This is a genomic window from Ruegeria sp. BF12 (genome assembly GCF_056538705.1).
The window spans coordinates 127,536-143,738 of record NZ_JBQFTP010000008.1 but is presented as its reverse complement, the minus strand read 5'-3'; the positions used below and the strand labels follow the sequence as shown (position 1 = coordinate 143,738).

11 protein-coding genes are annotated in these 16,203 nt (G+C 56.0%); 10 read left to right on the top strand and 1 reads right to left on the bottom strand.

The window, feature by feature from the left end; all coding sequences use genetic code 11:
• Positions 1–76 precede the first annotated feature (76 nt).
• The 7 genes from ACR0J0_RS14090 (at position 77) to ACR0J0_RS14060 (ending at position 7,284) form a co-directional block, all read left to right on the top strand.
• On the top strand, positions 77–1,693 hold the full coding sequence (locus tag ACR0J0_RS14090) for a GMC family oxidoreductase (RefSeq protein ID WP_480664781.1): 1,617 nt from the start codon (positions 77–79) through the stop codon (positions 1,691–1,693).
• A 208-nt stretch (positions 1,694–1,901) separates the two neighbouring features.
• Positions 1,902–2,882, top strand: a complete 981-nt coding sequence (gene bioB / locus ACR0J0_RS14085) for a biotin synthase BioB (protein ID WP_480664780.1) — start codon at positions 1,902–1,904, stop codon at positions 2,880–2,882.
• Positions 2,879–4,012, top strand: coding sequence for an 8-amino-7-oxononanoate synthase (locus ACR0J0_RS14080; protein ID WP_480664779.1), 1,134 nt, complete (start codon positions 2,879–2,881; stop codon positions 4,010–4,012). Before bioB ends, ACR0J0_RS14080 begins: the two co-directional genes overlap by 4 nt.
• Positions 4,009–4,629 (top strand): dethiobiotin synthase, encoded by a 621-nt coding sequence (gene bioD, locus ACR0J0_RS14075; RefSeq protein ID WP_480664778.1) that lies wholly within the window; start codon positions 4,009–4,011, stop codon positions 4,627–4,629. Before ACR0J0_RS14080 ends, bioD begins: the two co-directional genes overlap by 4 nt.
• The gene (gene bioA / locus ACR0J0_RS14070; protein ID WP_480664777.1) at positions 4,626–5,912 is read left to right on the top strand and encodes an adenosylmethionine--8-amino-7-oxononanoate transaminase; all 1,287 of its coding nucleotides are present in this window, start codon (positions 4,626–4,628) and stop codon (positions 5,910–5,912) included. Before bioD ends, bioA begins: the two co-directional genes overlap by 4 nt.
• On the top strand, positions 5,909–6,529 hold the full coding sequence (locus ACR0J0_RS14065; protein WP_480664776.1) for a pimeloyl-ACP methyl esterase BioG family protein: 621 nt from the start codon (positions 5,909–5,911) through the stop codon (positions 6,527–6,529). Before bioA ends, ACR0J0_RS14065 begins: the two co-directional genes overlap by 4 nt.
• The gene (locus ACR0J0_RS14060; RefSeq protein WP_480664775.1) at positions 6,526–7,284 is read left to right on the top strand and encodes a methyltransferase domain-containing protein; all 759 of its coding nucleotides are present in this window, start codon (positions 6,526–6,528) and stop codon (positions 7,282–7,284) included. Before ACR0J0_RS14065 ends, ACR0J0_RS14060 begins: the two co-directional genes overlap by 4 nt.
• 51 nt (positions 7,285–7,335) lie before the next feature.
• Here the strand turns inward: ACR0J0_RS14060 and ACR0J0_RS14055 are convergent, their stop codons facing one another.
• On the bottom strand, positions 7,336–10,485 hold the full coding sequence (locus tag ACR0J0_RS14055) for a PA14 domain-containing protein (RefSeq protein WP_480664774.1): 3,150 nt from the start codon (positions 10,483–10,485) through the stop codon (positions 7,336–7,338).
• Positions 10,486–11,075: 590 nt separating this feature from the next.
• On the opposite strand from ACR0J0_RS14055, the gene ACR0J0_RS14050 reads away from it, so the two are divergent.
• Genes ACR0J0_RS14050 through ACR0J0_RS14040 form a run of 3 tightly spaced genes read left to right on the top strand, consistent with a single transcriptional unit; the run spans position 11,076 to position 16,200 of the window.
• Positions 11,076–12,782 (top strand): ABC transporter transmembrane domain-containing protein, encoded by a 1,707-nt coding sequence (locus tag ACR0J0_RS14050; RefSeq protein WP_480664773.1) that lies wholly within the window; start codon positions 11,076–11,078, stop codon positions 12,780–12,782.
• A complete protein-coding gene (locus ACR0J0_RS14045; RefSeq protein ID WP_480664772.1) occupies positions 12,779–14,872 on the top strand; it encodes an ABC transporter transmembrane domain-containing protein in 2,094 nt (697 codons plus the stop codon). Before ACR0J0_RS14050 ends, ACR0J0_RS14045 begins: the two co-directional genes overlap by 4 nt.
• A gap of 38 nt (positions 14,873–14,910) precedes the next feature.
• On the top strand, positions 14,911–16,200 hold the full coding sequence (locus ACR0J0_RS14040) for an HlyD family type I secretion periplasmic adaptor subunit (protein WP_480664847.1): 1,290 nt from the start codon (positions 14,911–14,913) through the stop codon (positions 16,198–16,200).
• Positions 16,201–16,203 lie beyond the last annotated feature (3 nt).

Sequence of the window (16,203 nt, the reverse complement as noted above, 5' to 3'; positions counted from 1 at the left end):
TGGCCTGTGGAAACTGGCTCAAATATCTATAAACTCTCTGAAAATTGTGGCTGAGCCGGTCTGATTGAGAGTGACTATGAGCGATACGACCCGCCTTGATGGCGACTATGACTATATCATCGTGGGTGCCGGCACTGCGGGATGCGTACTGGCGAACCGTCTGAGCGAAGATCCGAAAACACGCGTCCTGCTGTTGGAGGCCGGCAAGTCCGACAATTATCATTGGGTGCATATCCCCGTTGGCTATCTTTATTGCATCGGCAATCCGCGCACCGACTGGATGATGAAGACCGCGCCCGAGCCTGGATTGAACGGCCGATCTCTGGTCTATCCGCGTGGCAAGGTTCTGGGCGGCTGCACGTCGGTCAATGGCATGATCTACATGCGCGGGCAGGCAGCGGATTATGATCATTGGCGGCAGATGGGAAACACTGGCTGGGGTTGGGACGACGTTCTGCCTTACTTCCTCAAGTCAGAAGATCACCACGGCGGTGACAGTGAACACCATCGCGGTGGCGGTGAATGGAAAGTGCAGAAACAAAAGCTGAGCTGGGACATCCTGAGAGCGGTGCAGGAGGGTGCGGAAGAATTTGGTATTTATCCGCGTGATGATTTCAATGACGGCAATAATGAAGGCTCTGGGTTTTTCGAGGTCAATCAGAGCAATGGTGTCAGATGGAACACGGCGAAGGGCTTCCTGAAGCCTGCAATGAAACGCCCAAATCTCAGAATCCTGACGGAAGCCACGACGGACCAACTGATCTTGGATGGCGCAGCCGTTCGTGGAATCCGGTTTCGCCACAAAGGTCGGGTCGTGGACGCTTCTGCGCAGAACGAGGTTTTGCTGGCCGCCGGGTCCATCAACTCTCCGAAGATTCTGGAACTATCGGGCATAGGTCGCGGAGACTTGCTGAGTGATCTCGGCATTAAAATGCAGCATGAATGTGCCGGGGTGGGTGAGAACCTGCAGGACCATCTGCAAATCAGAACTGTGTTCAAGGTCAGCAACGCCAAAACACTGAACACGCTGGCAAACTCGTTGTTCGGCAAGGCTCAGATAGCGTTGCAATACGGACTGACGCAGTCGGGACCCATGTCCATGGCACCAAGTCAGTTCGGGATGTTCACGAAGTCCGACCCTGCACTCGCGACGCCAGATCTGGAGTACCATATACAGCCATTGTCCACGGACAAGCTGGGCGATCCTTTGCATCCCTTTCCGGCGATCACGGTTTCGGTCTGTAATCTTCGACCGGAAAGCATCGGTAGCAGCCATGTAAGCTCTCGTGATCTCAATCAGCAACCCGATATTCGGCTCAACTACTTGTCCGCGCCGCGGGACAGAGCTGTTGCCGTGGAGTCTGTTCGCCAAGCCCGCCGGATCATGTCCGCAAAAGCGCTGTCGCGATACAAGCCGCAAGAGATCCTGCCAGGGCCTTCGATCCGGGATAACTCTGACTTGGTTAAGGCGGTCGGAGATATTGCCACGACGATTTTCCATCCGGTGGGGACTTGCAAGATGGGAACGGATGACCGGGCTGTGGTTGATCCTCAGCTAAAGGTTCGCGGGCTTTACGGGCTGCGCATTGTGGATGCGTCAATCATGCCAAAAATCGTGTCGGGCAACACGGCCTCGCCAGTTATCATGATTGCCGAGAAAGCCGCAGATCTCATCAAATCCGAAAATCGTTAAGCGAATGCGTCGGCGATTCACGCGGTCGGATGCGCAGATCTTGGGACTTGGGCGCAACGCATCTGCCTGTTGGGCAAATAGCTTGGGATCTTCCAGATTGGTGCGAGGATCCGCCTGTTAGGCACGAGTGGCAGATTCCAGTTGTGATTCTCTTCTTTATCTATAAAAGATCAGCCAATCATGATGTCTTTTGAAAAGTATCGATAAAATGGAAAACACCGCCACGCCATGGTCCCGTGAGGCTGCGCAAGCTCTGTATGACCTTCCGTTGATGGATTTGCTGTTTCGCGCGCAAACGGTGCATCGCGAAAATTTTGATCCCAACAAGGTCCAGACATCCAAGCTGCTATCAATCAAAACTGGCGGATGTGCCGAGGACTGTGCCTATTGCTCGCAGTCGGCCCGCAACGGATCGAAACTCTCAGCGTCCAAGCTGATCGAAGTCGAACGTGTTCTGAGCCAGGCCCGCCAGGCCCGTGACGGTGGTGCGACACGCTTTTGCATGGGTGCTGCCTGGCGCGAACCCAAAGATCGGGACATGGATGCGCTGGTCGCCATGGTTGAAGGTGTGCGCGAGCTGGGCATGGAGACCTGCATGACGCTGGGCATGCTGGACGACAATCAGGTGGTCCGCCTACGCGATGCCGGGTTGGACTACTACAACCATAACATCGACACGTCCGAACGGTACTACTCCGAAGTGATCACGACGCGTACCTTTGCGGACCGGATCGACACGATGAATCGGGTGCAGGAAGCAGGGATCAAAGTGTGTTCGGGCGGTATCCTGGGGATGGGAGAAGAGGTTCAGGACCGGGTCGATATGCTGGTGACGCTGGCCAATATGAACCCCGCGCCGGACTCTGTTCCGATCAACATGCTGATGCCTCAGGAAGACACGCCTTTGGCCGATGCCAAACCGATTGACCCGATCGATTTTGTTCGGGTGATCGCCGTTGCCCGCATCATGATGCCGAAATCCTACGTTCGTCTGTCCGCAGGTCGCAGCGAAATGAGCGATGAACTGCAGGCCATGTGCTTCTTTGCCGGCGCGAACTCGATGTTCGTTGGTGAAACTCTTCTGACTGCAGAGAATCCGGAAGAAGACACTGACGCGGTGCTTTTTGCCAAACTTGGGTTGCAGGCTGAAACACCTGCTGAAAAATCCTGTCTGGATGCTGCTGAATGAAGGCATTGAGTCGTTTGAACTCGATGCTTGAAATGCTGGACACCCGGCATCGCCGCCGGGTGTTGGCACCCAGGCGCGGACTGGATTTCGCGTCCAACGATTATCTGGGATTGGCGCAGTCACCTTTGTTGCGTGACGCGGCGCAGAACGCGCTAGAGCAGGGCGTGCCGCTGGGCTCTGGCGGGTCCCGCCTGTTGCGTGGAAATCACCCGGAACATGAAGCCCTTGAAGAGGAGGCCGCCGAGTTTTTTGGTGCCGAAGCTGCGTTGTTCATGGGCGGAGGGTTTCAGGCGAACCAGGCGATCTTTTCGACCCTTCCAGCGGCGGAAGATCTGATCCTTTATGATGCTCTGGTGCATGCAAGCGCGCATGAGGGTATGCGCACGGGACGCGCCCAGACCCGTTCCTTTGCCCATAATCAAGCAGCCGATGCGCGGCGCGCCGTTGCCGACTGGCAGGCAGGCGGTGGATCTGGTCAAATCTGGATTGCAGTGGAAAGCATCTACTCGATGGAGGGTGATATCGCACCCTTGAAAGAGCTTTCTGAACTGGCCCGCGAACATGGTGCGATTCTGGTTGTGGACGAAGCACACGCGACCGGGGTTTTCGGCCCGAACGGGCGGGGTCTGGCCCATGGGTTGGATGCTGATCTGTTGACCCTGCATACATGCGGCAAAGGGTTGGGAGTTTCAGGCGGTTTGATCTGCGGCCCCAAGGTGATGGTCGACACCCTGATCAACCGCGCGCGGCCGTTTATCTTTGCAACTGCCCCGTCGCCTTTCAACGCAGCTCTCGTGCGGGCTGTTTTGCAGCATCTACAATCGGACAACACCGCGATCCGCGCTGCGAACGCGCGCATAGGGCATGCGCATGCCGTTGCTCTGCAACATGGTGTTCCTGCAGAGGCGCTTTACAGCCAGATTATTCCGGTCATTCTGGGGGATGACGCCAAGACAATGGAAATGGCCGCAACGTTACAAGCCAAGGGGTTCGACGTTCGTGGTATCCGACCGCCAACAGTGCCGCGTGGCACGTCGCGACTGCGGGTGTCGATCACCGGAAATGTCGACGAGGATGACATTACCGCGCTGTTCGAAACACTAGCCCATCAACAGGCGGAGGCTGCATGAGCGCCGTAGTCATTACAGGCACCGACACAGGTGTGGGTAAAACGGTTTTTGCCTCTGGCCTGACGGCGGCGCTGGGCGCATGCTATTGGAAGCCTGTGCAATCCGGGCTTGAGGACGCAACTGACACAGAAACTGTTGAAACTCTGTCCGGTGCCAGGGTCCTGCCCGAGGCCTATCGGCTGAATATGCCAGCCTCGCCTCATTTGTCGGCCGAAGACATGGGCGTTGAGATTGAGCTGGACCAGCTTGTGTTGCCAAAGGTCACTGGACCACTGGTTGTGGAAGGCGCTGGCGGGGTCATGGTGCCGTTGAACCGCAAAAGCTTCTTCCTTGATGTGATCGCACAGTGGAAAGCGCCCGTTGTTCTGGTGGCGCGCACAGCACTCGGCACGATCAACCACACAAGCTTGTCCCTGATGGCCCTGCGGAATGCGGGGTGCAATGTTGTCGGAGTGGCGTTCGTCGGAGACGCCGAACCAGATGTGGAACAGACAATTTCCGAGATGTGCAATGTCGCGCATCTGGGGCGTTTGCCGCAACTCGACCCCCTGTCTCGCGATACCCTGTGCGATGCTTTTGGGGCCATTGACGTCGATATGATCCGGAGCGCCCTGTGAACCCGCTGGATTTTGATGCCCGCCATCTGTGGCACCCCTACACAAACGTGCTGAACCCCGGCCCGATGCATTTGATTACCGATGCCGAGGGTGTCTGGTTGACCCGCGAAGACGGGATCCGGATGATCGACGCGATGTCGTCATGGTGGTGTGCGGCACACGGACATCGTCACCCTGCCATTACAAACGCAATGCAGGCGCAGCTGCAGCGGATGCCGCATGTGATGTTCGGCGGCCTGACACACCATCCCGCGATTGACCTTGGCCGCAAGTTGGTTGAGCTGTTGCCAGCCGGGCTGGATCGCATTTTCTACAGTGACAGTGGGTCGGTTGCGATTGAAGTCGCATTGAAGATGGCCGTTCAATATCAGATGGCCCTCGGGAACACTGGCCGCACTCAATTCGCCACAATCCGTGGCGGTTACCATGGTGACACATGGAAAGCGATGAGTGTCTGCGATCCCGTGAACGGGATGCATGGTTTGTTCAGCGGAGCCTTGTCGATCCAGCATTTCCTACCGCGCCCGCCGATCTCGTTCGATCAGGAATGGACGGATGATACGACACTGAATGGGCTGGACGCTTTGGAAGAGCTTCTGGAAACCAAATCCGACCAGATTGCAGCGCTGATTCTTGAACCCGTCGTTCAGGGTGCCGGTGGCATGTATTTCTATCACCCCAAATGGCTGCAGCGGGCGCAGGAGATGTGCAGGGCACACGATGTGCTTGTCATTTTCGACGAAATCGCAACCGGGTTTGGCCGCAGCGGGGAGCTGTTTGCGATGCACCATGCCGGTGTCGTGCCAGACATCGTATGCCTGGGCAAAGCCCTGACTGGTGGTCACATAACGTTGGCTGCAACGATCACCAGCGAAAACGTTGCGCGCAGGATTGGTGAAAGCGAAGCAAGCGTCCTGATGCATGGCCCGACTTACATGGCCAATCCGCTTGCCTGCGCGGCGGCTATCGCCAGTTTGGATCAGCTGTCGGTCAGAGATTGGCGTACCGAGGTGCATGCAATTGCCGACCAGATGAAGCACGAGCTTGCCCCAGCGCGGGATTTGCCCGGTGTTGCCGATGTCCGCGTTCTGGGCGCTATTGGCGTCATCGAAATGGAGCAGTGGGTTGATCCCTCCGTCGCGCATGCTTTGGCGCCAGAGACCGGAGTGTGGCTGCGACCGTTTGCGCGCAACATCTACTGTATGCCGCCTTACATCATCACTCCGGAAGAGCTGAGCCGGGTGACGTCGGCAATGGTTTCACTGGTTCGGAGTGTGTCATGAGACAGCGATGGTTGTCGCGTTCTGGCACGGATGACCTGATATTGGTCTTTGGGGGATGGGCCCTTGGCGCTGCCCCGTTCGCCGACCTCAGTGGGGGCGGGGATGTGCTGCTGGTCGATGATTATACCTGGCTTGACGGTCCGATAGATGACCTTGCGCAATATGACCGTGTCAACCTGATCGCCTTTTCGTTTGGTGTGGCGTCCGTCGCCCATTGGCTGACTCAGACCGGTTTCCGCCCCCATCGGCTGATTGCCGTCAGTGGGACTCTGTGCCCTGCCAATGCTGAGCGTGGCATCGCGCCGGACATGATCCGTGCTACGGCCGACCAATTGACCGAAAACAGCTTCACCAAGTTCTGTCGCCGGGCCGGGTTGGAAGGGCTGGCCCCTGCGATCGATGCGGGCGCAGCGCGAGCTGAACTTCATGCCGTGATCGAACGCGGCGATGCCCCGGAAACGGCTTTTGACCGGATATGGATCCCTCAGCGCGACCGGGTCATTCCAACGCGCGCGCAGGAAATTGCCTGGGCAACCCAACAATCCGCAGTTCGCAGTATCCCCGCCCCGCATATCCCGTTTCGCAGTGGTCAAAGCTGGGAGGAGTGGATCGCATGAACGCCCAATTGGCCGAGCGCGTTCAGCGCAGCTTTAGCCGCAGTTTTCGCAGTTACCACGGGGCCGCAAGCCAACAAGCCCAAATCGCGGACCACCTGGTGCAAGAAATGCGCAGCAGTGGCGCTCCGCAGCGTTTTGCGTCGGGGTTGGAGTTTGGCTGTGGCACCGGTCACTTGACGCAAAAGCTTTGCAAGACATTTGAATTTCGGTTGCTGACGATCAATGACCTTTCGCCTGAAGCCGAGCAGACGGCCTATGCTGTTGGTGCTGATTTTCTGTGCGGTGATGCCGAAACATTGAACTGGCCTCACCAGCCAAACCTCATCACGTCCGCGTCCATGATCCAATGGTTGCGTGACCCTGCCGCATTCCTGCGCAGGGCGGCTGTTGCGCTTGCGCCCGGGGGGTGGTTGGCGGTTTCCGGTTTTGGACCCGAACAGTATCGTGAGCTGGTGGCAGTTGGATCAACGGCCAAAGCACCGGGTCTGTGCCGATCCAAAGATCTGGCTGCCGCGGTGCAGGGTGAGCTCGAGATCATAAGCACTGGCGAAACCATTCGGGAAATGCACTTCGACACACCCAGGAAAGTCCTCGAACATCTGCGGCGAACAGGGGTTAACGGGCGTGCGCAAAAAGTCTGGACAAAGACCAGCCTCGGTCAATTCACGGATCGGTATGTCAGATACTTCGGCAGCGAAGCTGGCGTGTCGCTGACATATCACCCAACGTGGATTGTTGCCCGCAAACGTGGTTGAAGGCGTTGCCAAGGCCGGGGGAGAGCGACAGGTGGGGTTCTTGAGGTGCGGTCACCAGTCGATACGTTCGTAGGCGTCTGTCTCAATGCACGAAATCTCGGCCCTTGAATTGGTCGAAACCGCCTCGGCCATAACGTCTGAATCCTCGTTTTCGCTTTGCGGATGATCCATGTGCCATGGCGCGGGCGTTTCTGACCCAGCGGTCGCCGAAAGGGTTTCGGCCAACTTGTGGGCAAAATCGGTCGCGCCGTATTCGGGCTGTCCGACCTCCAAAACAAATGGGTTTTCAGAAGTAATTTGCGCGCCATTGAAGCCGGTGTCGGTGACAATGATTTCACCCTCAATCGATCCTTCGAAGCCGGGGGGCGGCGAAATCTCGAGAAAGTCGACGGACCAGCCCGACAGATCAGCGGTCCCGCCATCTGTAATCACAGAATCCTCACCGCTGACCAACAAGGTGCCCGCCGGTAACCCGTCCAGCGACACGACAGCTTGGTCGCTGGCATTATCCAGTTCAAGCCCGACTTCGAAAGTGCCGTTTTTACCAATTGCGGTTCCGGGATCGGCTTGCAGAAGTTCGCGTCGGTTGGTGTCGGGGCCATCCCATTCCAGTTTCAGCCCTGCGTGGCCGTAATTCTCGAAATACCGAACCTCGATGTTATAGGAGCCGGGCTCAAGCTCGATTTGGCCCGTTCGTGTTCGGAACCCGTGCAGCCCGTCATTGTCGATAACTTCTACGCCGTTTATGAAAACCGCGACGCCATCGTCCCCGCCTGCAAAAAACGTGTAGGACCCGCCTTCTTCTATTGTGACTTTGCCTTCAAGCTTTGCACCGAAAGTGTCCTTTGATCCGCCTTCCCAGAACGAGTCGCTGCTGTTTTTGTAGTTGATCTCGGGTACGAATTCCTGGTGCGCCGGCTCACTGTCCCAATTTACGTCACCCAGTTTGGACAGCCTGCTATCGACGTCAAAATAGCTGACATGAAAGCCCCCCACCATTTTGGCGTCAGGTGCGCTCAGAGCCGCCTCATTCACTTCGAATGTCACCTTCTGCACTGCGTCGTGACTGTTGCCTTCGCCGGTGGGCGTGGAATGGCGCAGCGATGCCTCCACCGTACCAGAAAAGTCCAAAGGTGGCGTTATGGTTAGCATTTCACCGCGCCATCCCGACAGTTCGATGGCACCATCTGGGTCCGTCACGTAAGAAGCGCCACCAGTATCGACAATCGTTCCCTCCGGCAAATCGCCCAGCTCAAAACTTGTTTCGTCCGTCAGGTTGAGTGCCCGCATGTCGACCTCGAAGGCTAGCGGCATTCCAGCGACAGTCTGGGCCTCGGACGCATCCGGGGCTGTGACAAGCTCTCGCCCGTCCAGACCCGGTCCTTCCCACTCAAGCTTTAAACCGGCCCGGCCATAGTTTTCGAAATACCGGATCTCAATCGAATGAGTGCCCGGCTCCAGGTAAATTTCACCGGAACGGGTTCGAAACCCGTGCAACCCGTCATTTTCAACAACTGGCTCGCCGTTGACGACTAGCATCGCGCCGTCATCGGCACCAAGAAAGAACGTGAATGTTCCGCCTTCCTCAACGTCGACATTGCCGGTGATCTGCACTCCAAACGTATCTTTGGAGCCTCCTTCCCAAAAGGACTCATGGCCGTTTGAGAAGTCGATGTCGGACGTTACCTCCTGGTGGCTTGGCTCCGCGTTCCAATCGATATCATCCAGCTTGAACAGCCGATGATCAACGTCGAAGAACTTTGCATGAAATCCAGAAGAAAAGGTAATTTCATCCATGTCCGCGACGTTGACGGTAAAGTTCGCAGTCAGGCTAAGCCCGCCCTCGTCAACTACCGTTACATCGACCGCGATCGAAGAATCTTCCTCGTAATCCAGTGCGACCCCCGGTTTCAGGCGCAGTTGGTTGCCGACGACCTCGAACCGATCATCGGATACTTCGAACCGGTGCGAGTCGCTCAGATCCGGGTCATCAAAACTGATCTGGCCCACAATGGCACCTTCGACATTTTCGGCCACAGTCTGTTCGGCAGCGGTCAGAGTGATGTTGTCGACCAGCGCTCCGTAGGTGTCGTTCTCGCCATCGGCTTCCCGTAGTTCCAGCGTATCCTGACCTGTCCCAACGACCCTAAGCTGGAACGTTTCCCAATCGGCAGATTGTGGATCCAGCTCAGCAATCAGATTGCCGTTCCAATAAACTTCGACCGTATCGGTTCCTCCGGCAAGACGTTCGCGGAGATCGACACTTAGGTCATAAAGCTGACCGGTTTCTGTATTGATGACCTGAGAAATACTGTCGATGCCCCGGCCGTGGTCCATCTCAAGCAGTTGGTCCCCATCGGACGCTTTTGTGCCGCCCAATTGGTCCCAGATTTCCATACCATTGGTGTCTTTCCAGGATCCGGTTTTATCAGCGTCAAAGCCCTTCCACTTTCCTTTTTCGAGATCGAAGTCTTCGAAACTTCCATTTTTTACCAGGTTTTCGGCGTCGTGGAACATGGCGAGCCGCGATGGTCCCTCGTTCACATCCTGAACGTCCAGGGTAAAGCGCTCGGTCAGGCTGGCACCCTCGGCGTCAGTGACGGTGACGTCGACCTCTATCTGTGCGGCGTCTTCGTGGTTCAGCGCGATGCCGGGCTGGAGTTTCAGCTGGCCGTCGACAATTTCAAACCGGTCGTCAGAAATGTCGAACCTGTGGGTGTCTGATGTATCCGGGTCGACAATTGTGATGTTGCCGATCACGGCTCCTTGGGTGTTCTCGGGCACGGAAGGGCTGTCCAGTGAGATGGCCTCGGGTGCATCGTTCACATCCTGAACGTTCACCGTAAAGCGCTCGGTCAGGCTGGCACCCTCGGCGTCAGTAACGGTGACGTCGACCTCTATCTGTGCGGTGTCTTCGTGGTTCAGCGCGATGCCGGGCTTGAGTTTCAACTGGCCGTCGACAATTTCAAACCGGTCGTCAGAAATGTCGAACCTGTGGGTGTCTGATGCATCCGGGTCGACAATTGTGATGTTGCCGATCACAGCCCCTTGGGTGTTCTCGGCCACCATTGCGTTGTCCAGTGAGATGTCTTCGGGTACATGGTTGACGTCCTGCTTTGCGAATGGCGCGGCGAGTGTTGGTTCTGTGTCAAATAAGTCTGGCGCTCTTAGAATCTCAGCAGAGTCGCTTGCCTGGGTCATTTCGACTTGCAAAGTCGGATTGCGCGGCTCATTCGCGACTTTGAAGTGCTCGCTAGGAACGCTGTTGTCATACGTTTCCTGGATGTCCCTTTCGGAATCTGATGACTTCGTGTTGGTCGGGGTGGCGTTTGGAGCGGGGGTGCGGGTCTCAGATTCTGCTCGTGTTGGCCCACTTTGCGGGTGCTCTGGCGCGGTAGAATTATTGTAGTCGTCCGGGGCACCATCGTTTCGAACTTGGACCTCAAGCCTACCGGAAAACTGTTGGCCAGTGTGCAGGGTACTACGCGTGGGATCGTCGCTTGCTCCGGGTAGGCTGCGTGATGCGTGAGAGATGATTTCCTGCCTCTCGTCCATTTCGGCCATGGCAGACCGAGCGAGGTAATTAAGGCCGTCTTCCAATTTACCCATAATGCCAAACCCCGAAATGCGTCCTGATTCATCTTTCTGGGTAGCATGCTGTCGGTCAGTAAGGTTCAACTAAACATATAAATTTTAAGGGAAATTCTCGCCACTTCATTTGTCGCAAGTTTACTGATTTTAAACAGGAACCAGTCACTCCTGCCCAAGATACCAGTGGGGTGAAGGGCGATATGGAACCGCGTGAATTTGTTGGCCGCATCTCGGCACCGCAATTTGACATCCCGCTTTGGGTTGCGTCGTTGTCAATGAATATCCTGTCCCTGTTGATGCCAATTTCTATCTTGCTCATTTTTGATCGCGTCATCCCATTCCAGTCGACAGAGACTCTGCGGGTTCTGACTTTCGCTTTATTGATAGGTGCCGGGGTGGAGTTAGTACTGAGACAGTGTCGAACCGTCCTTTTGACAACCGCTGCCGAGGGCGCTGCGATTTTGAACTACCGTCGTTTCATGACCAAAGTCCTTGGCGCGAATACCCTGGCTTTTTCACGGGAACCTGCCAGCACATTTGCCGAGCGTTACGCGGCAATCGGCCAGCTCAGGGACTATCATTCCGGTCAAGGGCAGGCGCTATCGATAGATCTGCCATTCACGTTTCTGTTCGCGGTTTTGATCGGGTTGATAGGCGGATGGCTTATTCTTGTGCCGCTTAGTGCGTTCTGCGTAGTGGCCGTCTTTGCGGGCTTTATGAAACGCGCGCAATGGGCCTTATTCAGGCAGCGCAAGGCGCTGGATACGCGCCGCTATGCCTTTCTGTCCGAGATTTTGTCCAGCATGCCCACGGTCAAGGCAAATCGGATGGAGCCGCAAATGGCCCGCCGATTTGAGATGCTGGAGGACCAGACCGTCAGCCTCAGCAAGACTCTGATCCAGTTCTCGGGGTTTTCGCAAAGCTTTGGCGCGATTTTTTCCCAGATGACCGTGGCAGCAATGGGCTTGCTTGGGGCATACCTCGTGATTTCAAACCAAATCGGCATCGCGGAATTGGCAGCCTGTATGCTGTTAAATGGCCGAATTGTTCAGCCTCTGACCAAGCTTATGGCGCTGTGGGTTCAATCGGAAAACACGGCCGTTTCAAAGGCGCGGTTGGAGGAAATGGAAAGAATTGAAATTCGTCAAAGCGCGATTTCCCCAGGCAACACTTTGGTCGGTAAGGTCGACGTTTCATGCTTGTCCATGAGTAGGTCGAGTGGTGAAGGTGAAATTTTTTCCCCAATTACGTTTCAAGCGGATCAAGGCACTGTCGTTTTGATTGAGGCAACTGACAGCTGGATGATTGATGCCGTGTTTGATGCGCTGACGGGCCAACGAACGCCTGATGAGGGCGAAGTGCTGATCGATCACCTCCCTGCATCGCAACAGTTTGGGCGAAGGGGACAAGATGCACTGGTTGCGCTTGAATCCAAGTCCGCGATCCTTTCCGGAACAATACTCGATAATATCAGCGCATTTGGTGATGCAGCGATGGCAGCGCGGGCCAAGAAAGTTGCCTTGGCACTTGGGTTGGAAAAAAGAATTCACCGACTGCCCATGGGCTATGCCACCCGGCTCAATACCGGGACAGGATTTGAATCGGACCCCGTGAATCGGCAATTGATTGCGCTGACGCGTGCTTTGGCATTGCGCCCGCGGGTGCTGTTGATGAACGAGCCAACCGCTGTTCTCGATACACCTGAACGTGAGGCTTTGGCTGACTATCTCAAATCTCTGTCGCCTCGGCCCACTATGATTTTGGCCAGTCCCGATCCACGGATGAAGCGGTTCTCAGATCAGACTGTCCGGTTAGCCCTGTCTGAGTCGGAAGACTTGGCTGCGTGGGTAATTGATGCGGGTCTTGAGGTTGCGGCGGCGAATTCTCTGAGCAGAGGTGCCGCATGACTGGGATGAGCGCTCAGACTGCCAGCCGACTATTGTATCTGTTACTGTCGGCAGGTGGCTGGCGGAACAATGAGGACAGGCTGCTGGAGGCCTTTCCGCATATGTCTGAAAAGCTTCGACCGGAAGACCTTTCAGAGACTTTGGATATTCTTAAAATCCCCTACACTCAAATCAGATGCCGTGAACGCGATATCACGGCACAAGAGTGTCCTGCGTTGATCGTTCCAGAGAATGGCGCCTGTTATCTGGCGTTGAGCCGTGACGGTGGTGATTTGCAGGTTAGCGACGATCAAAATCCGGATCTGAGGCACCTAAAACCTGGTCACCATTGGTGTACAGTCATCCGGATCGACCAATCTACGGAACATCAGGCCGTAAAGCGATTCACATCGGTCCGCGAGGCGTTCGGAGAGTTGGGCCCGATGATGCCCTGGTTGGTGGCTGCATCGTTGCTGTCCAACATCCTGGGGCTGATGGTGCCTCTGCTGATCATGGGAATCTACGAGCGGGTAATCCCATCGGGATCTGTTGACTTGCTGATTTCTCTGACCATCGGCGTTGCCATCATTGCCATGTCGGATCTGTGTTTTCGTCACGCACGCACCAAGGCTTTGGCCTATGTAGGTTGGCGCGCGGAACGCCAGTTGATGATCGCACTGTTTCGTAAACTAATGTCGCTGCCCCTCAGTCAGATTCAAAAGTCTGACGTTGATCAGCAACTTTCGCGTTTCCGTCAGTTTGAATCCCTGCGAGATATTTTCACCGGGCAGGTTATGACGACTCTATTGGACCTGCCGTTTGTGTTGATATTCTTTGCGGTTCTGGTCCACCTAGCGCCGCAGGTCGGGCTGCTCACACTCGGGTTGGCCACTATTTTGATCGCGCTTGGGTTGATCACCATTCCGCGTCAAAAGAGGCTGGATCGGGACGCCGCAGAAGCAGCTGCAGCAAGCCAGTCCGCGATGCTGGATGCGATCCGTCATCAGCGAGCCATTGCCAATCTCGGCATGCAAAATCAATGGCTGAAACGCTGCGTGCCTTTGGCGGACAATGCTGAATCAAGAACACGCCGCGCGCGTCAGTTTCAGGCTCTCTCGCAGTCGCTGGCACAGTCGGTCACAGCATTGGCCTCAATGGGCGCCGTCATATTGTGTGCTCATGGCGCTCTGACCGGAGAAATCAGCTTTGGCACCTTAATTGCCTCCATCGCGCTGGTGTCCAAAATTCTGGCGCCAATCCAGTCGCTTTACACCAGCTTTCCGCAGATACTGTCTTTCCGAAGCAGTCGAAATCAGGCTGACCGCGTTCTCTCCCTCGCTGAAGAAATGGAGGTGGGGCTGGAGCAAACGCACCAAAAGACCCTAAGTGGGGCCATCGTGTTTTCCTCAGTCACGTTCCGACCTGATCCATTGAACGCACCTATCTTGTCCCAGGCCAGTTTCAACTGCGAACCGGGCGAAGTGGTTTTGGTCATGGGCAGCGACGCTGCCGGTCGCACAGCGGTGTTGGATTTGATCGACGGGCTGTACCCCCCTCTGGCCGGAACGATCGAACATGATGGCATCGACATTCGGCAGGTAGCCAAAGACGAGTTACGCAAGTCCATCACTTACGCGACTTACGACCTTTCCTTGTTCTACGGAACGGTCGCTCAGAACTTCCGATTGGCCTCGTCGACGGTTTCTGACGCGGAAATCAAGGCTGCGCTGAGTGATATGGACGTTTTGCTTGATCTAGGTCTATTGCCCGACGGAATCGATACACGGTTGACAGATTGCGATCTGGCGCGCCTGCCTGCGGAAGCCTTGAAGTCCGTAGTGCTTGCGCGCTGCATGGCCCGTCGATCCTCAATTTACCTATTCTCAGAACCCACCAACGGCCTTTCGGATCATCGCCGGCACAGTTTCAGAGAGTGGGTTCAATCACAGCAAGGGCGCCGCACTGTCGTCATCGCTACGGCGGATCGATCCTTTATGCAGATCGCCGACCGGTTCATCTTTTTAAATAGCGACCGGGTCGTTGTGAACGGGAAAGGTGACGCGGGACGGAAAAAACTTCAGGCCGCGTTGAAAGCGCTTGGGAGGGGATAGTGAATTACAATTTCAATGAAAGTCGCACCGCTGGTCCGATGGAACGCGCCAGTTGGAAGCGTCGGATGAAACGACCTCGGTTCGCCGCATTCCTCTCATTGGCAGCATTTGCGATGATTGGGAGTCTTACCATTTTGGCCGGGAAAACTTCCGTGCCCCAGATCACGCGTGCCCCAGGAACGATCCTGCCGGTCGGAGAGTATCCGGAAATTGAAACGATGCAGGGCGGTATCGTTCGGGCTGTCCACGTCCGGGACGGTCAATATGTTGAGGCGGGAGACCTGCTGGTCGAACTCCATCACCCGGACCTGATAAAGGAGCGGGACGTGATGACAGGGCAGCTTGCAGCCGTGCAACGTGACTTGGCCACAGCGTCGGTTGTGCTCGAAATGTTGGATCGCGGCAGCTTGCCGGACGTAACGGATATTGATGACCTCAATGACAAAGGCCTGACCGTCGCCGCGGCGAGGTTGGAACTTTATGCGGGGAGCCAGCGCATTCAAGATGCCACGATCACGCAACAGGGTGAAACGCTAAGCATCCTGAAACAGGCAGCGCAGTTTGCCCAGGACCGCGTCCAGAAAAAGGAGGAGATTCTGGAACGGTATGCCCAGTTACGCGTGCAAGGATTGAAGTCGCTGAGCGATTTTCTTGAAGAAGAGGATGAGGTTGACGCTGTACGCGCCGCTGCTTCGGATGCCCGCGTGCGCCTTGCTGAGGCTCAAAGTGCATTGATGTTGGCCAAAGCGACTAAGGCTGAGGAGGTCTTGACGCTTCGGGATGAGATGCTGACACGAAAGACCGAGCTTGATCGGAAACGGGCGGAGCTGGATGTATCTCTGGAGGTTGCCACCACTAAGTTGGCGGCCCTTAACATTAGTGCCCCGGCGCGTGGGATCGTGCAGGCCGTCACCTATCCTAACCCTGGAGAAGTCATCGCGCCCGGGGAAGTGATTTTTGAGATTTTGCCGACTCGCCAAGCCTTGGTCGTTGAAGCACGCATCGCCAATTCCGAGGTCGGTCATGTTGACGCCAATCATCCGGTTTTGGTCAGCATTGATACATTTGATGCGCGGCGGTTCGGAAAGGTCGAGGGGCGTTTGCAAACCATCTACCCGGTGCCTTTGACTGATGAAAAAACCGGAGAAACCTATTTCCGCGCGTTGTTCGTGTTGGCCGAAGCCAAGGTGGGTGCTGGCCCGTGGGAACGCCCCCTTCAGGCCGGAATGACCGTTGTCGCGGAAATGACCACGGGTGACCAGACGCTGTTGGCGTATCTGTTGAAGCCAGTGCAACTGACAATGGAACGCGCGTTCAGTGAACGGTAGTTG

What these genes read in the sequence shown, in the direction of transcription:
- ACR0J0_RS14060 (WP_480664775.1), top strand. Translation starts at nt 6,526, where the DNA reads ATGAACGCCCAATTGGCCGAGCGCGTTCAGCGCAGCTTTAGCCGCAGT.
- bioD (WP_480664778.1), top strand. Translation starts at nt 4,009, where the DNA reads ATGAGCGCCGTAGTCATTACAGGCACCGACACAGGTGTGGGTAAAACG.
- ACR0J0_RS14050 (WP_480664773.1), top strand. Translation starts at nt 11,076, where the DNA reads ATGGAACCGCGTGAATTTGTTGGCCGCATCTCGGCACCGCAATTTGAC.
- ACR0J0_RS14055 (WP_480664774.1), bottom strand. Translation starts at nt 10,485, where the DNA reads ATGACCCAGGCAAGCGACTCTGCTGAGATTCTAAGAGCGCCAGACTTA.
- ACR0J0_RS14080 (WP_480664779.1), top strand. Translation starts at nt 2,879, where the DNA reads ATGAAGGCATTGAGTCGTTTGAACTCGATGCTTGAAATGCTGGACACC.
- ACR0J0_RS14065 (WP_480664776.1), top strand. Translation starts at nt 5,909, where the DNA reads ATGAGACAGCGATGGTTGTCGCGTTCTGGCACGGATGACCTGATATTG.
- bioB (WP_480664780.1), top strand. Translation starts at nt 1,902, where the DNA reads ATGGAAAACACCGCCACGCCATGGTCCCGTGAGGCTGCGCAAGCTCTG.
- ACR0J0_RS14090 (WP_480664781.1), top strand. Translation starts at nt 77, where the DNA reads ATGAGCGATACGACCCGCCTTGATGGCGACTATGACTATATCATCGTG.
- ACR0J0_RS14045 (WP_480664772.1), top strand. Translation starts at nt 12,779, where the DNA reads ATGACTGGGATGAGCGCTCAGACTGCCAGCCGACTATTGTATCTGTTA.
- ACR0J0_RS14040 (WP_480664847.1), top strand. Translation starts at nt 14,911, where the DNA reads ATGGAACGCGCCAGTTGGAAGCGTCGGATGAAACGACCTCGGTTCGCC.